Origin of the sequence: Xenorhabdus bakwenae (genome assembly GCF_030272115.1) — a bacterium.
GTDB lineage: Bacteria > Pseudomonadota > Gammaproteobacteria > Enterobacterales > Enterobacteriaceae > Xenorhabdus > Xenorhabdus bakwenae.
This window is the reverse complement of record NZ_CP119194.1, coordinates 307,102-328,244: the sequence shown is the minus strand read 5'-3', so window position 1 is coordinate 328,244 and position 21,143 is coordinate 307,102. Positions and strand designations below refer to the sequence as shown.

Sequence of the window (21,143 nt, the reverse complement as noted above, 5' to 3'; positions counted from 1 at the left end):
ATCATGACGACTCCTCCCCGGCAGGAGCAACATTTTCTGATGGCCTGCCTGTGCGTTTGCTTATTTTCAAATCGTTATCGTTCTCATTTGCATTAACGGGCAATGAAACTTCATCATTGGATTGAAATAATGACAATAACGTCCGGGTATCGTCCGCCGTCGATGGAGAAGGACTTTTCATTGCATTTTCGGAAGCGGCTGATTGGGTTTCCGGCCGGGTACCGGCTTCGGAAGCCAGGGCCGCTTCGGCTGCCGTTGGCAACCCCCCCTGTTTCACCAGCGGGGAATGAACCTGCCCGGCGGCGTCCTGAAGCAACGCATCAATCAGGGGGACGGAGGAGGGGCGACCATTGAGGTGCAACATCAGACAATGCCAGGCTTCCGGTACGGAAACCAGCCACATGAGGGCTTTTTCCGGTAACAAACCGGCGGCCAGCAAGGCTTCCTGTGGCACCGTCAGGGCATTTTCCGGTGTGCGAAAGCGGAAACGAAAAGGCTGAGCGGGGATACAGACACCCGGCTGCCAGTGATGTCCGTCTTCCAGCTCCCCGTCCAGTTGCCGCAACAACGGCAGGTGGTAAAACAACGCCGCCCAGAACACGACGGTCTGCCATAACAGACTCTGGGCCGCCTGCGTTTCCGGGGCGGCTCCCGGGGGGAACAGATGCCCCTTCGCCAGCCGCACGGCACAGGTGGTAAATTGCAGTGTCAGGTCAGCAAATCCTCCACTCCCTGACCAGTCACCTTCCGGTGTGGCGGGCACCTGCTGCACACTGCCCAGTAATTGCTTCACCGGCGCGAGATAAAAACGCTGATACAGCCCTTCCGGCAAGGCACTGTTCTGCCATAATTGTTGCAGGTATTGACGGCGCGGTGGGCTTGCCAACAGTTCATCTGCCGATTGCGGCCGGAAATAGCCCCCACGGTCACGAAGGGCTTCCGGTTGTTGTTCGGATGATGTTTGCGGTGTGGCAGGCTGACGGGCAAAATGGGATTTAAAACGCTGAAACATTGTTTTTCCTCTTTGGGTTCAAATTTGACCCAGTGTCGGTGAATCCCAGTCTGAAACAAGGAAAAACTCTTTATGCGGAAATGAAAATTAAACTGACTCGATTCATCCCTTGATGCGCTGATTCAATCAACTTAATTTTCACTATAAATCAATCTATTAATATGATTTAAAAATAAAAAGCGCCCCGAAAGGCGCAGTAGAGTCATCGGATAGAGGCTGAAAAAATTCAGGCGGCCCGGGACTGTTGATGCTCCCGTAAACGGCTCGCCCAGTTACCCAGATAATGCGCCGGCGTGTAACGTGTCCGTTGGCTGCCGCCATCGTGCAGCACATCCCCGATGGTCACCGCAGCCGGAATGCCGGTCAGGGCAAGCTGGATGTAAGCCATCACTGCGGCCAATGGGTCAATATCAATGGCACAGACCCACAGGCTTGATAACGGATCATGTCCCTGTTCTCTTAATACCTCAGCAGCAGCTAAAGTCATACAGCCCGCGCCACAGCAAGGCTCATGGAAGGTGACAAAGGGCTGGGTTTTCAATAATTCAGAGACATCCTGTAACTGCATCTCTGCCATCATTCTGGCCACGCTCCAGGGGGTAAAAAACTGATCGAGGGTTTTATCCCCCAATCCCAGCTGCATAAACACATTGCCCAGAAAATCACAGGGTGCCTGCGCCAACCCAAGAACGGTATAGGAAAACAGCTGCACAATCCGGTCAATATCCTCCCGTTCGTACTTTTTGATGGTTTTCAGGTAATACTGCTCCAGCGCCTCGCAGTAACAGTACCTGTTATGTATTGCCGCCATCGCACAATTACAAAAATCCTGAAAAACCTGATAACGACGGTGATAATGCGCCGTCTGGTTAAACAGCGCGATAAATTCTTTCTGGTGATCCGGCTGTGATGACATCACGTGTTTTCCTTGCAAAAAATAAAGGGAAAACACGTTCCGAAAGGGGAACCTGTTTTCCCCTTTCGGTTGAAGTGAAGATAAAACAATACATTAATGGTGAGTTAAACGAATGGCTATGGCCCGACCGCGATGGCCGGCACGGGCAGGTTCACCGCCTGCTTCTCCTCGTTGACCAGATAAAGCGCCGGCCGGTTTTCCCGTCCTGACTGCCCGTTGCCGCTGTCCACATGCTCGCCCTGGTCATAGCAATCGTAGCCTTTGAGCTGACCTGACGATGCGCTGTACCCGTGGCGGATTTCACAGTCAAACACCGATGACAGTTCGCCCATCAGTTCGGCCGACGGCGGTGACCACGGGGAGTCAAAGCGCACGGTTAAGCAGCTGACATTGCGGCGCTCCCAGCGGACATGGTGACCCAACGGCCATTCAAGGCCGTATTGCCCGCCGTAAAACTGTGCCGTCGTCGCAATGCCTTTCAGCAACCCACTGTTACCGTTAATCTCAGTCGCCAGCCGGGTCGGCATTATCATCAGCATATCGCAGGGCGGCGCCGATGCCGGGTAAACACTCAGCTTATCCCAGCACGCGCCGATATCGGGCGTGTCAGACCAGCCCACCATCCCAAACCAGTCGGTATACTGGCGGGTCAGGAGACGGGCGATACTGTCACGCGCCGGTGCCGGGATGCTGTCCCAGCGCATCAGGCTGAGGCCGGACTGGCGGTACAGGTTATCTGTCCGTTTAATGTTGTCGCTGTTTAACGGCACATTATCCTGCAACAGCCTCAGCCACTGTTCAAACGCCAGGCTCTGCGGTGTCGGCGCCACCGTGCCGCGGACTAACGCCGGGTAAGGCGTATAGGTTTGCGGTTTGGCCGGTTTCAGTATCCCCGCACAGCCGGCCAGAAACAGCCGCAGGCTTTGCAGCACTGCCTGACGGTAACGGGGAATTTCTTCACCGCAGACCCATTGTTGCATGACGTCAATACACACCGACTTGCCGGTGATGTCCAGTTGATTGGTGACCCATTCTGCCATGGTCAGGTTCCTCATTGGATTAATAAGCATAAACCGGAGGAACCGAGCCATCAGGGCACCATTCCCCCGATGGGTGATTAAAAAAAGGGGTTACTCAGACAGTGACCCGTTGTTCTGACTGAGCAGCGTCCCGGTAATACCGCAGTCGAAAAGTACCCTCAGTTCATCATGAATACCCAGATACGGTGTACTGCCCTGCATATCCTGCGCATTCAGCCGGGTTAAATCGTACTTATCCACTAACGCGTTAATGGCTTCAAAGGGCGGGACGCCACTGGCCATCAGCTCAGCCACCGTGTCCGCTTCACACAGGACCGTATCATCCAGGTTCAGGCCAAAATGCCGCTTCAGCAGTGTGCCGGCAATCACCTGCCAGGCAGTTAAACGTAAAGGTGCCATAGTCATACCTCACGGGTTAAATGCTGACTGTCGTGCCGTGCCGGAGAATCTCCTGCACTTCACGGCATTGTTGATAACGAGGTGAAATCACATGCAACGACAATAACGCGGCTTCATGCCTCAGGACACGGGCTTCCGGGGCATTCTGCCAGCCCTGCTCAAGCACGGCTGACTGACACAACTGCTGCTGTTGCTTTTCCAGTGACAGGCGTTCTGAGGCCCGTGTCACCGGCTGCGCCCAGACAATCTCGTCATAGCATCGGCCGCCGAGCACTTTTTCATCCTGTGCGTCATAAATCATGACGGTCAGCGGGAAAAAAATGCACTTAAACTGGTCAGATAACGTTTCCGGCACCGGCCAGTCGCCCAGCAGGTGGATAACTTTCAGCCGCTGTACCGCTTCGGTGACTGAGACCGCTTCGCACACGGTCAGGGTTTCTTCCCGAAGTGATTGCCTCGCTTGCGGGTGCTGCATCAGGCCGGTGACCTGAACAGTAAACAGTTCTTCATGGGATACCGTACCGGTGTCATCCGGTACCGGTAAAAAAATCGGGTTCATACGTATTTCCTTGATTTGAGGTCAAATAAAGAAAACACCCGCCCGAGACCGGGAAGGTGTTTTCGGCTCCCTGGTCAGGCGCTTAAGAAAAGAGTTAACAGCGTCATGGGCTGATAACGTCAGTGAGAATGATTATTTTTATTTTCGATTAATGACCGGCTGATAAAGTCCTCGGGGGGCACCCATGTCATGACTGACCCTATCAGCGCGTTTTCCGGGTGTTGCTTCGCATATGCCCGCAATTCGCAAAACCGACAGGCATCCCGCTCATTCAGCGCGGCAATACGGGCAAGCACGATTGACGTCACCGCCAGTCCGAACGCATCCGCCGACAGTGTCACCCTTAACTGCGTGTCCGGCAGGTAAACCGGATAATTTTTCGCTGATGCCGGCACCATATAAGCCAGCGACTCAGACACCGGCCGGCCAGTCCATTGCTCAGGCGGGTAATCGCTGCATAACTGTGCGGCGGTATTGCCAATCAGAAACCCCAGAAACAACCGTTCCAGCGGTTTTTTGCCGGGAAATGCCGCAGACAGCGCGGGACTGTCCAGCATGATAAGTTCACTTTTTTGCATGATGTTCTCCTGTGAATAAAAAAAGACGGAGAACACCCTGCCCGACGGGAAGTATGTTCCCCGTCCGGGTGACTGGCGTAATGCCAGAATGGATTAAATAACCTTCATCATCATCATCATCAACGATGATATCTGCTTCCAAAGGTGCGCAGATGTACCACACAGTGTGTGCTCCCTTACAGGCTACGGGAGTGTGGGTGTCGCTGCCCGAAGGTGATCCTCATAAGCGACCGGATCATCGATAAACTTTTCTACGCTAATCAATCGAAATAATAAGGTCAATGGGTAATTTATTTTCCGGGACAAAAAAATAATATCAGAAGCGCGATGATCTTATTCATCCTCAATATTCGGGTAATACACCTGCCGGATATAGCGCCCACGCCCATCACCGTGCCCCAAATCCATCGATGCTAATGCCAGCGCTTCCCGCTCACTGAAACCCTGCACGGTGTAATATTCACCCGATTGCCGGGCAAAATGATAGCGCATACTGTGCGGGGCTTTCTTGCCGCTCAGACCTGCCCTTCTGACAATATACCGGTAACGATCTATGGCCTGAATAACCGTCGGTTTATCAATCAGTTTTCCACTGCGCCCTGCCTGCTCGCATTCGGCGTAGGCAATCGCCTGTTGCAAGGCTTCCCGATCCAATATCAGCGTCTGTCTGGGCCGCCCGCCTTTGGTGCCGAATACCACCCGCACGGAGGTCTGCCCGTTTTCCAGCGCTTTTTTCCAGGTGGCTAAGGATTTATAGGCTTCCACCGCTTCTTTGGTACGTAACCCCAGTACATACGCCAGTTGCATGACCGCCGCCACGCGCCGGTCTTTTTGCTCAACCTGCTGGAAAACTGCCTGAAATTCCGCAGGCATTAATGCTGTTTTAGTGCCTGTGCGACTCGTCTCGACAATCCCCAGTGCCCGGTTACTCAGGCGGGCGTTATCCGGTGCGGCCAGTTTATGCTTGCCCGCCTGCCTTAAAATCGTCCGCAGGGCTGACATCTCATTTTGCAGGGTTCGGTGACTGATTTTGTTGGCCTTACGCTCAGCAATATAGCGCTCAATGTATTTGGCTTTGAGGCTGTCCATTTGTCGGAGCTTAATCCCGTTATCTTTTAGAAAATTAAGGAATTTCCAGGCAATTCGTTCTCGATCCGCCACCGTCGCAAAACTTCCGCGCCCGTTTCGGGCATGGGTGATAAATTCTTTTCTGAACAACTCAATTTTTGAACGTGCCGATTTCTGCGCCATCTACGCCTCTCTTGTCACTTTCTCTCTGTTTTTATTCGTTTTTTAAACAAGTCCCTGCGTGTCGGTTCAGGTTCACCGTTCCGTGGTGCGTCAGATAATGTGTAGCAGGGGAAAATTGCGTTGAGTTTTTGCAGGAGTTCGCTACGTGCCGGGCACGGCGATGGAGTACTCCCCGTTCAGAGCCTGATTTTAGTCAGGATGAACGCCTCATTAATCATGACGTGGTGTGATTTCTCCTTTTTACTGCATCAGCCTGTTGCCAGGCAGGGGGTTAAAAAACAAACGAATAAAAGGGTTCAGGATCAGAAAATGACTGAAATAACGGGTGACTTTGAGTAATGCGTGGTTCAAATGGGTCGTAAAGCCAGACCGGACATGCTCTGGACGTTGACGCCTGGCGGCGTCACTTGGTCATCGCTGCGCGTTAACGCAAGTGACGCCGCACAAGCTCCGGGACGTTTATCGTGATAAATACAAAACGTGGGTGAATGTTGTACCGGTTAAAACGGTATCGATTAGCATGAGGCAGAGCATGTTCTGCTCGGTTATGTAGGTAGCCGGTGATGAATAACACCGGGAAACTTTCATCACCAGATCGTGGGTTATTGGTCTGATGATATCTGCTTCCAAAAGTGCGCAGATGTACCGCATGGTATGCACTCCCTTTCAGGCTACGGGAGTTTTTGTTCGCCGCTCAACGCTGATCCTTACAGGCAATGGATCATTGGTAACAGTTAAATACTTTATCGATTAGATTGAGTGGGGTCAAATTTTTGTTGATGATGGAGTGTGGGGGAAAATATCATTATTTTCTTGATAAAAAATGGTATTTCCCTCTGTTTATCACGCAGACAGGCTTGTGAGATGCCCGTAATTAATATAGCTGGTGTGCTATGCTATCTGAATGATGGGCGGGTCCCAATAGACAACAAGCGGACGGAAAATGCGATCCGAGGTGTATTCGTGGGGCGAAAAAACTGGCTGTTTGCGAGCTCACTAACCGCAGGGCAGCGGGTCACTATGGTGATGAGTTTGCTGGAAACGGCCAACGCGAATGGTCATTATCCCTAGGTCTGGTTACGTGATGTCCTCCGTCGACTACCTACGTGGCCTGAGAACCCATTTAGCTAAATCCCACTTTGTTCTTATCTGACAAAGCAAAGTGAGATCACCGGAGCCTTACCATTAACGCACAGCCGGGTAGGGCACTGCTGGTGAGACAGCAGATTTCTTCGCACTGATTATTACTTATTGGCTGAAACAATCACAGGAACAGCCTCGTGTCGCATAACAAACTTACGAACAAAGTCGGCCACATTGAAATTCCGGATCTTTGTCATTAATACTGCTTGTCGTCATAGGGACTTCTGGAAAGCGTTTCATCAATCTCATTTTGTGCTCTTAATTTCCATGCTGGATTGAGTTCCCCCATAAGATCGACTATCATCGGAAAAGCAATACGTCTCCCGTCTCTATTTTCAATGCGATGTTTCAGTTCATATTGAAATGATACTCCATGAACAAAATCAGACATAATCCAATAAAGCAATTCATCCAGTGATGAAGTTACTTTTCTGGAAAATTCGAATCCCCTTTCAGCATGAACGTAATTATATTGGTTATCGTCGAAAGTAATATGAGGTCTGCCATCCCCCGGAGATCCTGCAAAAATGTGTAGATCTCTATAGTGGATATTGATTTTTGCGCCTAATTCATTAACTTTTTTTTGTATTTCATCAAACGAAAGCATCATTTTAGTTAACCTCATTAATATATTTATTCTTCAAAGGCCATTTTACAGCAACTCGCCACCATCATAGCCAATCATATATATCAAGGAATTTCGGACACTTTTGTAGCCTTTTTCTACTGCTTTTCATATTTAACTATAGCGGTTAAAAGAATCCCGGTTCACTTGAACTGCCCCCCAAAAGTGAGACACTAACTAATTGTAGCGGTCAAGAAGTTTCGGACACATTTCTAGCCTCTTCCCACTGTCTTTCGTATTCAGCAGGAGAAATTCCCCCATTAAAGCTATGAGGACGGATGTCGTTGTAATATCCGCCCAAATAGTCAGTGATATCCCTGATTGCCTCATGAATGTCCAGATAGCCTTCTGGCGGGAGCCACTCACTTTTCAAACTCCGGAATACCCGTTCCATGGGGGAATTATCATAACAGTTGCCTCTGCGACTCATGCTTTGGATAATTTTATTTTGCCAGAGTAAGCGGCGAAACTTTTTACTCCTGTATTGACTTCCCTGGTCTGAGTGAAAAATCAGCCGTCCTTCAATATGACGTGTTTCCAGGGCATTGTTCAATGCCCGGCAGACCAGCCCAGCATCAGGCGAAGAAGACATGGCCATCCCCACCACCCGGCGGGAAAATAAATCCGTCACCACGGCCAGATAGCTCCATCCCTCTTTTATACGAACGTACGTGATATCTCCGCACCATTGGCTATTTGGGCAGGCCGGGGAAAAATGTTGCCGTAAGAGATTAGGGGAAGCGACAGACTCTTCTCCTACTGGGTGATAACGGTGAGCCCCCGGTTGACGGCTTTGCAGACCGCATTTCTGCATTAATCGTCTGGCCTTCCAACGACCAACCGACCTGCCTTCATTTGTCAGCAGATGGCTCAATGTGCGGCTGCCTATCGCCCCCCGACTTTGGTTATACAGTTCACGAACCCGGATGCGCAACTGCATACGGTCCGTGTCGACAGGACGCTGTCGCCAGTTATAATAGGCACTGCGTGACACCTGCAGCATCTGACATAATTCCGTGACCGCCCATCGGGTGCTCAGCCGTGTGATCAACGCATAGCGCCACGGCGCATCTCGCTCATCAGCACGGCCGCCTGCTTTAGGATTTCTTTTTCCATTTCCAGGCGTTTCACCTGTTTTTCTAATGCCTGTATCTGGCGTTGTTCGGGCGTCAGTGCCTTGCCCACAGGCGTCATTCCCTGCATTTCGGCCTGATATTGGCGAACCCATTTTCCCAGGGTGCTGGCATCAATCCCCAGGGCACGAGCGACCTTAACAACCCGCTGCTGATGGAGAACAACCTGTTGAACCGCTTCCAGTTTAAATTCAGCGGAATATTGGCGTTTGGTGGGTTTCAATTCATCGTCACACCTCATTGTCATGTTAATAACATTAGCAGGCTTTTGACGTGTCCGAGATCCTTATACCACTACAGATACTATAGGGTTCATCCAATGAACCCATAATAAGTTAACTAATCATCGCTACCTGAATTGTATTTCAATATTTCAAATCACTAAAGCTTGCAGCTCACTTTGCCCTTTATTACACCACTTGAACAGATTAAGATTATTATTCAATGTATGACGAATTTGATGCAATAGTGTTTCTGTTCTTTCCCAACTAATACAACCATCAGTGACAGAAACACCATACGTCATCGCACTACGGCGTGGATTTATTGGCTGACTTCCTTCATGAATGTTACTTTCAATCATCAATCCAACAATGTTTCTATTTCCATTACATATCTGTGCAATAACTGATTCTGCTATGATAGGCTGACGTTGGTAATCTTTATTTGAATTGCCATGACTACAATCTATTATAATTGATGGCTTAAGCCCGGCATTCTCCATCTCACTTTCACACCTAGCAATATCAACTGGACTATAATTCGGCATCACACCACCACGCAGGATAACATGTCCATTTAAGTTTCCTTTTGTTTGTAGTAAGCAAACTCCTCCTTCTTGACTAATGCTTATAAATCGATGAGGCATTGCTGCTGCACGTATTGCATTAATCGCGGGAGCTAAACTTCCGCTAACACTATTTTTAAAACCAACAGGCATAGACAAACCCGATGCGATTTCACGATGAGTTTGAGATTCCGAAGTACGAGCACCAATCGCTGACCAACTAAACATATCGTCTAAATACGGCTGACTATTCGGATCGAGCACTTCCGTTGCCAACGGTAGTCCCAATTCCGCTAGCTCAACTAATAGAGCTCGTGTAATTCTTAGACCTTTCACAATATTGAATGATTCATCCATATCAGGATCATTAATTAATCCTTTCCATCCAATAATCGTTCTCGGTTTCTCAAAGTAAACCCGCATGACCAGATAGAGATTGTCACTGACTTGATTGGATAGCGTTTTTAGGCGACGAGCATAATCAATAGCCATTTGTGGATCATGAATTGAACAGGGTCCACATATGACTAATAAACGAGGATCGTGACCTGAAATAATATCTGCAATAGTTTTTCTAAAATGTTCAATTTCATCTTGTTGCTGTTCAGGAAGAAGAAACTCTGCTTTAAGTTGTTTTGGTGTTATCATGATGTGCTCATCGGAAATAATAAAATTGTTCAACTCATTTTTTGGCATAACAGTTACCTTTCTTAAGATTATTTTGTTATTCCTTTATCACATATTTTGACTATAACTAAACCAGTATAGTTTGATATAGTCTACATATACCATAAAACAGTTCTGTCTTGTCATTTGAATCTGGTCATTATTCTATGTGTTTTTTATTCTTTTATAATAAAAGATAATTCCATTATCTAAAATCAAACCACCCTTTAATACAAGACAGGCATTAATTTATCTCATTTAAAGAAATGTATATTTCCCACCTGCCTTGCAATAAGGATTATTTCTGCAATGAAATTCTCATAAATAATTTAACCATTATTTATAGCAAGCTAATTAATGGTGTTTAAATTAATAACTATAGCGCTTACAACCCCCAAGATAATTAATGTAAAATGAATAAGCATTAAATCACTTTGCTTAATGTAATAAGCAAACCAAATTCCGACAAAGCTTAATAAAAAGCCCATACCAATAAATACAGAAACACCGTAATTTGCCCATGTTAAAAATCTATTACTGATGAACTCATCTATTATATTTGTATCAAAAAAATAATATACCGAAATAAATAGTAAAAACGATGAAATCAAATTAAATGCAATCAATATCACGGCGCCTGCCCAATGGCACCATTCTCTGGTAATGCGTCGACTTAATAATTTCGTTGGAATTATAGGTGGCATTTCAATTGATTCCATATTCATAATGCGCCCAACCATTTTTTTAGCTCCAGTAAAATCTCTTATTAACCCCCATGATTCCAGTAAACTCCAAATAGCTAACCCTAATACTACAACCAGTTTAATCAAAGAAATACCACTTAGCATCTCATTCTTTCCGTTATATTATACAAATGACTAGGTTTGCACGCTGTTATATTGAAAAATAGCAGCTCCCCACTTAAGTCCAGTAGAAATTGTACTCATAATAATATCATCACCAGGTTGGATATCCCCTTTATCGATTAACATCTTCAACGAAATAAGCAAATCTGTGCATCCAACATGTCCCAATTCAGGGAGCAAGCTCAAGTTACTTCTTTCTGGCGCAATATCCATTTTTTTACATAGATCCTTGATGCTTTGTGTGCCTTCCAATGTTTGTAATAAGAACGGTGAATTCAGAGGACGGCCAACTTTAGTTATAACGCGTTTAATAATTTTAACAATATTATCTGCGCGTAATGTCAAGAATGCCTTCAGATCATCAGGTGTAAACTGATAGATATCCATGATTCGCTCACGTCCTAATTTATCATGTCGAGCATCATATCCTTCTGGTAACACAGGCTGACAAGCACCACCATGCTCGACTCGCATCATATCAACATAACAGCAGTCAGACATGTCATCACCAGCGAGATAGCATAATGTTGGTGAAGATGTTACCCAATCATCACAAGCAACAATGGCAACAGCAGCACCATCACTTAAAGCAGCATTCATCACACCAAATCTATCTTGGTGTGCATCACTAACACGTTGTGCAACTACTACTAATCCCACCTTTCCTGATGGTAACATATTAGTCAGTGACATAGCCTGAAACCAAACACTAATGCCACTCCCACATCCTTCAACCAAATTCACAGTACGAATATCAGAACATTGTAGTTCAGCTCCAACTTGGCAAGCTAAATCAATACCAATATAGTCTGGTACACCAGACTGACCAGCTACAATAAAACCGATATCTTTGGTTTGAATTCCTGTAATAGAAAGTGCTTTATATGCCGCAATCGATGCCATTTCACGAATACTATTTGGTTCAACCCAAAATTTGTTATAACCCGCATATTTGATAGTGTCAATTTGCATTTTATTCGGATGTTCGACTTCTTTCAGATATCCTGCTTGGGATAAGTGATAATCCATACTTAAAATTTTCATTTCCCCTCCTTACTTCCATCATCTACTCGTATTAATTCAATTTGCGAGATACTAGTTCCAAGTAATTGCGCCAAATTCACCAAAATGCCGTCTCGTATTTTCAATGTTTGAACAATTTGCATTGCCATAATCGAATTACCCCCTAATTCAATGAAATTGTCGTCTTTTCTCACATCTGACTCATTCAGCATGATTTGTATTTCATGTAACAATACATTAAGTTTCTGTTCGTTATTTTTCATGTAACCTCCTTTTCAATTCAACCTTGTCAGTTTTTCCTCGTATATTCATTGGCCACTCATTCTGAGGAACAATTAAATAATGAGAAGGTCGTAACCATGTTGCAAGTTGCGTGCATGCCATTCTTAAATCACGAGTTGCTATAGTCGCATCAGACATCACATTAACACAAGCACATAATAAAGGTGAGGCTTCTAATGTATCATCAATCCAGACCACCGCTTCACCAATACCAGGAATGGATTGCAAAAATTCCTCAATTTCCAGTAGATCAATACGGAATCCGTTAATTTTATGAAATCCTCCTTTTCGTCCTATATAGTGATATTCACCGTAGCTATCACATCGACAAATATCCCCTGTTAGATAACCTTGGCGTTCAAGAGGGTGCCCGTCATATCCTTCGAAAACCTGCTCTCCTTCCAACAACAAATTTCCACTACCATCACCTTCTTGCCCCTCCAAAGAAAAATGCATATTAGTGAATGGTTTTCCAATCGGAATAGAACCCATTTGAAGATCCTTTTCAGTCACGGTATGTGCGGAACAAAATATCGTTGCTTCTGATGGGCCGTAGGTATTGATTAATTTAACCTTCTTTGATTGAAAAACAGAGAAAAAAGGTTTCAACGTTTCAACCGACAGCTTTTCACCACAGAAGAGCACTTCATGTAATGATAAACGAGATAAATCAGACAAATGATTCTCACTAAATATGTAACGAAATTCAGAAGGGGTTACCATAATTTGGTTGATTTTTTCTCGTTCTAATACCTGCCAAATCAGGCTAGGTTCGCGCTTAGTTTCTTCTTCCAACACAACCAAACAACCATGGTGAACCAGATTACCGACAATCTCCCATATAGACAGATCAAACGAAAGATCGTGAATCCATAGCCAACGTCGTCTCCATGGAATAGCAAATTCACTTAGGATATTTTCCAAAAATGCCTGAAGTTGTCGAACATAAATAGGAACTATTTTAGGTTCTCCTGTCGTTCCCGAAGTGCGAACACAATAGATCTCTTTTCCAGATAACGGATGAGGTTCTCTTGAAGGCTGTGTATCATGTAGCATCAATACATTGCCCACATCAACAGGTTGCGCACCTAATTTAATAAATTCATTAGAAAGAGAAAAAAGTGCAATACAATTCGTCTGCACAGCAAACTTTATTTTTTGTTCTTTTTCTATTGCCCTAGGCACCGAAATAAATGAGATTCTTGATAATAAGCAAGCCATAATAGCGAAAAATAATTCACTACTTCTCGGTGCATCCAGTGCAATTCTATCTCCTTCACCAATTCCCAACTTTTTGAATTGATTAGAGAGTGTATCAGCAAAAAGAATTAACTGACTATAGCTATAGATTTTTTCTTTATGGATCAATGCTGGTGCATCAGGTCTCTCTCCAAGAATATGCATTAGCGCATCATTAAGGGGTTTCAAACCCGTGTTTATTTGCCATGAATCAACATGGTGTTTCATTACATTCTCCTTTATTTAAAAAACTGTTTTCCACCATACTGCAACATTAACGATTCCAACAAGTAACGTCTCTCAGAACATGCGTGAAAGCGATGCAGGATCACCATCTAACAGTGTAATACCAGCTAGTTCTTCCGGAATAAATTTCGCAAAACCACCGTGTCGACTTCCCACATTCACATCACGCCAAAATTTTTCCAAAGGGCATCCTTTGTCCAATCCTGATGAGCCATAAAGCCAAAGCAGAGACTGGATTGTTTCTGTACACCCTCTCATAATTTGTGTTGCGCGTGCACGAATTTCTACTCGTTGGCGATTTGTCAGTAATACCATACCGTTATATGCAGCATCATCAATAACATTTGCGTTGTACTCAGCAGCTCGTAATAAGAGATCAAATGCACTGCTTAATCTCCCTAATTCATACCGAACAGGACCAGAGTGTTCCATAGAGACATAAGTGCTCCCAGTGATAGGTTGTTGTATATTTTCTATCACGTAGTTCATAGCACTCTCCGTTGCACCTAAAATCGTGCCTATTAAACAATTCATTAAAACTCCGGTAAAATAACCAGAATAAGAAGGCTTCTCACGATGGCGAAGAGAAGTACCAGAAAGGATAGGCTGGTAATCTGTCGTGTGTTTTCTGGGAATATGAACATCATGCGCTCGGATAGTGACACTTTGAGTGCCAATCAATCCAATTGATTGCCATGGGGTAATAATATGTAACTTGTCAGATGGAACAACAACAACACGGACTCGATCATCATCAGACATAGCCAAACCGAAGAAATACGATGACCAAGGATATCCAGAGGCATATTTCCATTCACCATTTAAAACCCATCCCTCGCCTTTTGGCGTCGATTTAAGTGTGCCAGGGCGTCCTAACACCATAGATAAAAGAGCATTTTTATCCATGTCAGCACAAACAGATTCAGGCAATGAAAAATTCGCTTTCATTGACCACCCAGAATTAGCAACACCAACCAACCAACCTAATGAAGCATCAATTTTGCCTAATTCGCGGCACACAGCCACAACATCAGATAATTTACCAGGGCCTGTTGGTGGTGTTTCATCTAATATCCTTAATAAGGAGCTACCCTGCAATATCGACAGGGTATGAGCAGATGGAATTTCTGTTTTTTCCTCTAAAGAATAAGCTTCAACGATAGTATCAATCTCGCTGCGCCAGCTTGGCTGCTTACTTAGCGTCTTATTATTCAAAGGACATCCTCCATGCTTTTATTTTTTCTTCAGCTTGTGAACAAACTAACTCTACAAATGGTAATGAAGTTGTGATGCGAACAGGCATAACAGGGGTATCAAACATCTTCCAGAAAAATGGTAAGCTTGCTTTAGGATCTTCAACAGGAAAACCACATGTTGCACGCTTTTTCAGGGCGTTTTCATCATAAGCTGCACTAATATTCTCTCTACGTGCCGATGTTGTCGCCCACCCTGTCTTATAAGGACCTGGCTCAATAATACCGACTTGAATTTGTGTATTATCCAATTCCAACCGCAACGTTTCTCCAATAGCTTCGATAGCATGTTTACTGATTTGATATGCACCTAAAAGTGGCCAACATGCAACCCCACTCATGCTTGATACAACAAGAATTCTTGCTTCTGCCAGCTCACGCATAAGTGGTAATAACGGTTTAATAACGTTAAGGGTTCCTTCAACATTTGTTTCAAACTGCTCTCGCAACTTCTGTGTAGAAAGATCTTCTAACGTACCAAACTGAGCATAGCCAGCAGAAGTTACTATCCGGTTTGGTATACCCACTTTTTGCGCTAATGCGGGAAGTATTTCTGCAAGCGCTTGTTCATCCCTAATATCAACAATGCAAGGAATAAAACGGTCTTGATAAAGCTCAACCATTTCACGTGCAATAAACTCAGAACGAGTGATACCAATAACGCGATCATGGCGCTCTTTAATAATAGAATCCGTCCAGCATCGACCTAAGCCATTTGAACAACCGCTAACAACCCAAGTATTCATGTCTAATATCCTTTTATTAATTCTGAGTAATATTTTTATCTTTTGAGCAATAACAACGAGATAACCATGCGCCTATGCCTAGGCACAGTGCAATTAATAAGAAACAAGCAAGTGCTGCAGAAGCCACCACCGGAGAATACGGGTTTAATTTCTCCGAAATATGTGATGCACCTTCCAAATGAGATTGGCTGACAACATAATCAAACAGCACTGCAACAACCACGCTACCTAAGGCGCTCATTAATTGCCGCGAACCATTGAAAAATGCTGCCGCTCGACCTATTGCGGTTGGTACAGCTCGACTCAACGCAAGGTTAGCTAGAGGTGCAAATGCTAACCCCGTACCTGCGCCAGCCAGAGCCATCGCAATAATCATACCGATAAACGCAATTGAACCTCCCGCTGCAAATATTCCTATACCACCAATCAGTAATACTGCTAGCGCAAAAGCAGACAAACCATAACGAACGATAACTTCAGGTGCCATTTTGTCTGAAAAATAACCCGCTATTGGTCCGATTAACGCATTAGCAAGCGCAATCGTAATCATGATGATACTGATAGCTAACGGCCCAAAATTCATTCGAATTTCGATCAAAAAAGCCAATGGAAGATAGAACGCTGTCAAGCCAAGACCAAGAAGGCCAGAAACTAAACAAGTCCGTAAGAAGGTTCGATCCTGCCAAATACTGGCAGGTAAAATACACTCTGCGCGCTGGCGCAGCTCATAGAGTAATAACCAAACAGCAATAACTCCTCCCAATACCAACAGAAGTATGGTTACAGAGCTGAGACCTTCTGTACCATGAATTAATTGCAGGCTCAGAATGATCACTGCTAGAGAGAAACCAAAAGCCCCATTAACAAGAACTTCACGCCCTTTCAACCCCCTCCCTGGTGCAGCAGGTAAATACATCGCGATAATTGCTAATCCCAGTAGCGCAATTGGGATATTTACCCACATGACCCAGCGCCAATCAGCAACTTGCAAAAAGAGCTGAGTCACGACAGGCCCTGTTGCGGTAGCAATACCAGCAACAGCTCCCCAAATACCTAAAGCCGTGCCACGTCCTCCTTGTGCGAAAATGATAGAGATATAAGCCATACTCTGAGGGGTCAACAAGCCAGCTCCCACTCCCATCAATGCCCGACCAGCGATGACCTGCATAAGTGTTTGCCCACAGCCACTTATCAATGCGCCAATAGAAAGAATAATCAATGCGCTAACAATGAGATTTTTTCGATTATAAGCATCGCCCAAGCGTCCACCTAATAAAAGAAAGCCCGCATAAGTAATTAAATAACTATTATTAACCCATGCTGCCATCGCTGGTGTCACTTCAAACTCTGCAATCAATGAGGTATAAATCAGTGGCACAGTTGTTGTATCCATCATGGCAATAAAAAAGCCGAGACAGAGTCCAAAGAACGCCATTTTCTGCTGGTTCATTACTATTCCTTATACATAATTTTTATTAAAGAGCGGTTTTAAGAATAATGTGCCAGCTTGGTAAGCGAGTAAGTCCTTCCTCATCCAGCAGAATCGTTAAGTTTTTCTTTTTACAAAAATCAGCAATCGCCTCCGCATTACCTTTGTATTCAACTCGAGAAACGGATTCAATTTGCCAGCCGCTTTTTTCTGCTGTATCTGCAATTTCAGATAACTCAATAGATAGGGGTTTCGGCATTCCACAGGAGGAAGGTGCAAACGTAATCAAGTGATATTCCGTTGTGTTATTCGCTAAACGGTACATTTCGCTCATATAGGCGACACGATCATTAGAAGGAATAGCGTGATAGGTGGCAGAATCCAAAATAATATCAAATGTCTCATTCAGTTCAGTTGCACAAGCGTTGGCAACTTTAAATCTGATACGGTTAGTCACTTGTCTGTTTTGGCAGTTATCAATGGCGGTTGGTGCACTATCAATAGCCGTAACATCATAGCCCATTTCTGCGGCTGCTTGAGCATTACGCCCTAAACCACAACCAACATCTAAGAGTTTCCCAGGAGCCCTCTTTTTTCAAAAGGTCATGAACGATCGGTTGAGCATGCCCAATTTCCCAAGGGGCTGTTTTTATTTCAGCACTTGCTATGAGTGATTTTCCTTGGTATACACCTTGAAAATCGGCTCTATCATATTCATTATTTTTTACATCATTCATTAATTTATTCATTACCTTCACCTGAACTCATTTTCGTAAATAATTACTAACTTCTCATTTTTAAACACACAGACCACCTACCCATTCATCGGTGCAGGATAAGCCACTCTGTAACCTCGTGTTGTCATTAAAAATTCAGCAATAAATGCATCATGAGGAACATGAGGCTGCATCCAGACAGTGGGAACCTGACCGATATACAAATTACGAATAGCCGGAATATTAGCAATGCGGGAAATCAAAGATGGGTTTTCTGACGCCACAGTCACCACTAAAGCAGGGGCAATAACATCAAGATTATCGTCACAACGAAAAGGCACAAAAGTCACTGCGGCAACAGTAAATTCCAACTGAACTAACGGGCTATCAAGCGATTCAGCCAACATAATCAATGGCATAACACGTTTTACGCCTGACTGTGTGTCAAACACATCAGGTGGCTGCACTAAAGCACCCGCATAGTATGTGACTTGTTCTAACCACCATGAATAACGTTCAGCCGACAATTCAGGAAGGTAACGATGCTGTTCTTGTTCGTTTTTTAACCTTCTTGACACATAAGCATGAAACTCGTGCGCAAAGGCGGCTGCATCGCCTTCCACAAGCACGCTACTGGCACAAACACAAGCGGCTCCCCCTAATCCAATAACCGATTCAAAGACCAGTTCTAATGCGGCATTGCGGGGATAGTCAGCATCAATCACAATTTTTGATCGCCCTGGCCCTTGGACTAAGACATCAGAACGATGAGCAAAACGATCAACCAGCACATCTCCACCGTAGATCACACTAAGATCAGCAATATCAAGTAACTCATCAACAACGCTATGATCAGAAGGTAACATTGCAACATAATCCCCTAGCCCGGATTCAGACATCGCTTGAATTAAGCGCTGCGCCGTGTAAGGTTCACGATCAGAAGGACGCAATACAACTCGGTAACCCAGTGCAACTGCCTGTGGCCAAATGGCATGAACACCAGGACCATTACCCGGCGCGATGACCGCCAATACATCTCCTCGCCGAACACATTGTGCACACCCGTTTTCCAGAATCTGAGTAGTATTCTCTGTTGGTACACCTTGTGGAATACCCAATTGAGCCAGATTCATCGCAGATGCTGTCGCATGACCAATATTTTTGGCCGCATTTTTGACAACATACTCAGGTAGGCCTGTCACTGAAACAGCCTTAGCAATATAATCATCTACCGTTAGTCCACACAAATTGCCATTAATAAAAAGCTCTGCTGCTTTTTGTAATGCTTCATCCCTTTTCTCGATAGAAAGCGATTCTCCCTGACGTAAACAATTCACAGAATAATGCGCATATACTGCGGGCACCTGTGTCAACCTTCCCACGGGAACACCTTGAACGTTGTAAATCATTTTTTGCCGAATAAAACTTTTCGGCGCAATCGGCGCAATCACCTCGATGAGTGGCAATTCCAGTGTCTTATCATCCGGCTCTAACATTAGTAGACACCTTCAATGACTTTACAACCACCAAACGTTGTCTCAGCAGCAATATCCGCCACCCTATCCCCTACTTTTCCGTCCCCTGGTAAACGAATTGCAGTGTCTCTTTCTAATATTCGAGGATAAAAGGCATAACGACTAAGGTGAGAAACAACAACGGTTCCTCGCTGACCATATTCGACCGTTTCCAGCGTATTGCGATCCACAACATCATAGGTAATAAATGGAGTAAAACTGTTATATTCAACCCGAGCGCTGTCTGCTTTAATTAGCAACGACCGTGATACACCTAATGCTGAAGTACTACCGTAGCTCGTACTAAATTCACATTCAGGTAGAATTTCGCTAGCAATAAACTTCACTTCATCAAGATTTATTTCTGTTCCGCCTAATGTAATCTGTGCTAACGAACGTCTCATATGAACAATCAACTCTGTTCGTTTCACTAACTCACGTAATACAGGGGGAGTCGTCACTAGGAAACGGATATCTTGATTAAGTAACGTGTTTTCAATTTGATCTACCAGATGAGAAGAATAGCGGCGGACACTTGCCGTATCGCCTTCCCTAATTAAGGACTTAACCCAGCGAGGATCAATATCAATTGTAAAATAAAGGCCACCTAACTTTTGAGCACGGGTTTTATTGATCGCACCTACGATATGAGGCCCAGAAGGTACTGCTGCCAGTGTATTGCCAACGGGTCTTCCCTGACGATCTTTATACGACGACATTCGCCAATCAACGAGTGTTTCAATCCACTCATCATAGGCCACAACATATTTTGGCGCTCCTGTTGTACCTCCACTTTCATATACAGAAACCCGATGATCATTCTTCAATCCACGTGGCAGAAGTTGTTGAATTGGAACAGTGCGAAGACGTTCCGAAATATCCGGAAATTTCCGTAAGTCATCGAACGTATTAACGTCACGAATGGGATTAAACGGTAATTCCTTACGCATCGCTAACCAAAAATCTGGTCCCGTTTTTTCAGAAAAATGCCACTTCATGATCGCCTGAACAAAACGGTTGGGGTTCTGGCTGGCTTGCTCAGCAGTAAGCATCTCAATTTCATGGCTGTAGTCGTTCATTCTTCCACCCTTTCTCTGTGCGTTTATAAACCAATCTCTTATGAATACGAGACGCATCAACTGCCCAGAATTCACAACGCTCTATCATGAGTTGATAGACAACAAAACGTTCCGGTCGCGGCAATTTACTTTTTCCGTCATATTTAGCGATTTCATTGAATAATACGGGAATATCTGTGAGAGGGTCACTTTGATAAGAAACAGTTGATACAGGGTCATAAGCAGGATCACGAGCATTCCACACCCCATCAGCTACATCATCGGGGGCCAATACCGCTGCCCCTGAAAGACTTAACTGGCGCCCTAACTCACGCCAATAGATATGGCAACCAGCAGAACCTGTTGCGTTAATATCCTGGCCTTTACGGCTAGAGTTATGAGTCGCAAATAACAATACATCACCATCAAAACGGACGGGAAACATAGTACGCATCGAAATATCACCATTAGCACTACGTGTCGCAAGAGTATATGCATCGGGTTCACATACATCACCACTACGCGCACGTGTTAACCACTCCTTCATCACGATCTCTGGTGAAAGAGGAGGATTATCATAATGCGGAAAAGGAACATCTAACTTTCCAGTTAATGACTCAAGTCTCTTCATTTTCGATTCCTCAATACCTCTTAATCGAGAT

Annotated in this window: 24 protein-coding genes and 2 pseudogenes; 3 read left to right on the top strand and 23 right to left on the bottom strand. The window is 45.0% G+C overall.

Going from position 1 to position 21,143, the window contains the following annotated elements; genetic code table 11:
* Position 1 precedes the first annotated feature (1 nt).
* The 8 genes from PXH59_RS02065 to PXH59_RS02030 form a co-directional block, all read right to left on the bottom strand.
* Positions 2-1,012: a TraI domain-containing protein gene (locus PXH59_RS02065; protein WP_285810100.1), complete on the bottom strand. Its 1,011-nt coding sequence runs from the start codon at positions 1,010-1,012 to the stop codon at positions 2-4.
* Between the two features lie 226 nt (positions 1,013-1,238).
* Entirely contained in the window at positions 1,239-1,928 is a 690-nt protein-coding gene (locus PXH59_RS02060; RefSeq protein WP_285811851.1) for an N-6 DNA methylase, read from the bottom strand.
* 116 nt (positions 1,929-2,044) lie between these two features.
* Complete coding sequence (locus tag PXH59_RS02055; RefSeq protein ID WP_285810098.1) at positions 2,045-2,968, bottom strand: DUF1281 domain-containing protein; 924 nt, start codon at positions 2,966-2,968, stop codon at positions 2,045-2,047.
* Positions 2,969-3,058: 90 nt separating this feature from the next.
* A complete protein-coding gene (locus PXH59_RS02050; protein ID WP_285809376.1) occupies positions 3,059-3,367 on the bottom strand; it encodes a TA system toxin CbtA family protein in 309 nt (102 codons plus the stop codon).
* Positions 3,368-3,383: 16 nt separating this feature from the next.
* The gene (locus PXH59_RS02045; protein ID WP_285810095.1) at positions 3,384-3,926 is read right to left on the bottom strand and encodes a hypothetical protein; all 543 of its coding nucleotides are present in this window, start codon (positions 3,924-3,926) and stop codon (positions 3,384-3,386) included.
* Positions 3,927-4,045: 119 nt separating this feature from the next.
* On the bottom strand, positions 4,046-4,504 hold the full coding sequence (locus PXH59_RS02040; protein ID WP_285810093.1) for an antirestriction protein: 459 nt from the start codon (positions 4,502-4,504) through the stop codon (positions 4,046-4,048).
* On the bottom strand, positions 4,491-4,667 hold the full coding sequence (locus tag PXH59_RS02035) for a hypothetical protein (RefSeq protein ID WP_285810092.1): 177 nt from the start codon (positions 4,665-4,667) through the stop codon (positions 4,491-4,493). The genes PXH59_RS02040 and PXH59_RS02035 overlap by 14 nt, the downstream gene beginning before the upstream one ends.
* 170 nt (positions 4,668-4,837) lie before the next feature.
* A complete protein-coding gene (locus PXH59_RS02030; protein WP_285810091.1) occupies positions 4,838-5,755 on the bottom strand; it encodes an integrase domain-containing protein in 918 nt (305 codons plus the stop codon).
* A 120-nt stretch (positions 5,756-5,875) separates the two neighbouring features.
* On the opposite strand from PXH59_RS02030, the gene PXH59_RS02025 reads away from it, so the two are divergent.
* The 3 genes and pseudogenes from PXH59_RS02025 to PXH59_RS02015 form a co-directional block, all read left to right on the top strand.
* On the top strand, positions 5,876-6,094 hold the full coding sequence (locus PXH59_RS02025) for a hypothetical protein (protein WP_285810089.1): 219 nt from the start codon (positions 5,876-5,878) through the stop codon (positions 6,092-6,094).
* 3 nt (positions 6,095-6,097) lie between these two features.
* Positions 6,098-6,223, top strand: a complete 126-nt coding sequence (locus PXH59_RS02020; protein WP_285810088.1) for a hypothetical protein — start codon at positions 6,098-6,100, stop codon at positions 6,221-6,223.
* Between the two features lie 423 nt (positions 6,224-6,646).
* A pseudogene (locus tag PXH59_RS02015) lies at positions 6,647-6,823 on the top strand (IS66 family transposase); the annotation flags it as partial.
* A gap of 271 nt (positions 6,824-7,094) precedes the next feature.
* Here the strand turns inward: PXH59_RS02015 and PXH59_RS02010 are convergent.
* The 15 genes and pseudogenes from PXH59_RS02010 to PXH59_RS01940 all read right to left on the bottom strand — a co-directional run bounded on the left by PXH59_RS02010 (position 7,095) and on the right by PXH59_RS01940 (position 21,112).
* Entirely contained in the window at positions 7,095-7,508 is a 414-nt protein-coding gene (locus PXH59_RS02010) for an Imm63 family immunity protein (RefSeq protein WP_285810087.1), read from the bottom strand.
* Between the two features lie 205 nt (positions 7,509-7,713).
* Positions 7,714-8,897, bottom strand: a protein-coding gene (locus PXH59_RS02005) for an IS3 family transposase (RefSeq protein WP_434223393.1) whose coding sequence is annotated in 2 segments (ribosomal slippage) — positions 7,714-8,618 and positions 8,618-8,897 — 1,185 coding nt in all. Because the reading frame shifts where the segments join, the coding sequence is not laid out codon by codon here.
* Between the two features lie 132 nt (positions 8,898-9,029).
* Complete coding sequence (locus PXH59_RS02000; RefSeq protein WP_285810086.1) at positions 9,030-10,139, bottom strand: 3-deoxy-7-phosphoheptulonate synthase; 1,110 nt, start codon at positions 10,137-10,139, stop codon at positions 9,030-9,032.
* A 320-nt stretch (positions 10,140-10,459) separates the two neighbouring features.
* Complete coding sequence (locus PXH59_RS01995) at positions 10,460-10,957, bottom strand: DUF2165 family protein (RefSeq protein WP_285810084.1); 498 nt, start codon at positions 10,955-10,957, stop codon at positions 10,460-10,462.
* 30 nt (positions 10,958-10,987) lie between these two features.
* On the bottom strand, positions 10,988-12,019 hold the full coding sequence (locus PXH59_RS01990) for a 3-oxoacyl-[acyl-carrier-protein] synthase III C-terminal domain-containing protein (RefSeq protein WP_285810082.1): 1,032 nt from the start codon (positions 12,017-12,019) through the stop codon (positions 10,988-10,990).
* Positions 12,016-12,261, bottom strand: a complete 246-nt coding sequence (locus tag PXH59_RS01985) for a phosphopantetheine-binding protein (protein ID WP_285810081.1) — start codon at positions 12,259-12,261, stop codon at positions 12,016-12,018. Before PXH59_RS01985 ends, PXH59_RS01990 begins: the two co-directional genes overlap by 4 nt.
* A complete protein-coding gene (locus PXH59_RS01980) occupies positions 12,251-13,747 on the bottom strand; it encodes an AMP-binding protein (protein ID WP_285810080.1) in 1,497 nt (498 codons plus the stop codon). The genes PXH59_RS01985 and PXH59_RS01980 overlap by 11 nt, the downstream gene beginning before the upstream one ends.
* A gap of 72 nt (positions 13,748-13,819) precedes the next feature.
* Entirely contained in the window at positions 13,820-14,980 is a 1,161-nt protein-coding gene (locus tag PXH59_RS01975; protein ID WP_285810078.1) for an acyl-CoA dehydrogenase family protein, read from the bottom strand.
* On the bottom strand, positions 14,973-15,764 hold the full coding sequence (locus PXH59_RS01970) for an SDR family oxidoreductase (RefSeq protein WP_285810077.1): 792 nt from the start codon (positions 15,762-15,764) through the stop codon (positions 14,973-14,975). Before PXH59_RS01970 ends, PXH59_RS01975 begins: the two co-directional genes overlap by 8 nt.
* A gap of 16 nt (positions 15,765-15,780) precedes the next feature.
* Positions 15,781-17,214 carry an MFS transporter gene (locus PXH59_RS01965; protein ID WP_285810076.1) on the bottom strand — a complete coding sequence of 478 codons (1,434 nt, stop codon included), beginning with the start codon at positions 17,212-17,214 and terminating at the stop codon, positions 15,781-15,783.
* 25 nt (positions 17,215-17,239) lie between these two features.
* Positions 17,240-17,725: pseudogene (locus tag PXH59_RS01960) on the bottom strand (class I SAM-dependent methyltransferase); the annotation flags it as partial.
* Positions 17,726-17,735: 10 nt separating this feature from the next.
* A complete protein-coding gene (locus PXH59_RS01955) occupies positions 17,736-17,942 on the bottom strand; it encodes a hypothetical protein (RefSeq protein ID WP_285810075.1) in 207 nt (68 codons plus the stop codon).
* A gap of 65 nt (positions 17,943-18,007) precedes the next feature.
* Positions 18,008-19,405 carry an aldehyde dehydrogenase family protein gene (locus tag PXH59_RS01950; protein ID WP_285810074.1) on the bottom strand — a complete coding sequence of 466 codons (1,398 nt, stop codon included), beginning with the start codon at positions 19,403-19,405 and terminating at the stop codon, positions 18,008-18,010.
* A complete protein-coding gene (locus PXH59_RS01945; RefSeq protein ID WP_285810072.1) occupies positions 19,405-20,502 on the bottom strand; it encodes an acyl-CoA synthetase family protein in 1,098 nt (365 codons plus the stop codon). The genes PXH59_RS01950 and PXH59_RS01945 overlap by 1 nt, the downstream gene beginning before the upstream one ends.
* Entirely contained in the window at positions 20,483-21,112 is a 630-nt protein-coding gene (locus tag PXH59_RS01940) for a pyridoxine 5'-phosphate oxidase C-terminal domain-containing protein (RefSeq protein ID WP_285810071.1), read from the bottom strand. Before PXH59_RS01940 ends, PXH59_RS01945 begins: the two co-directional genes overlap by 20 nt.
* Between the last annotated feature and the right edge of the window lie 31 nt (positions 21,113-21,143).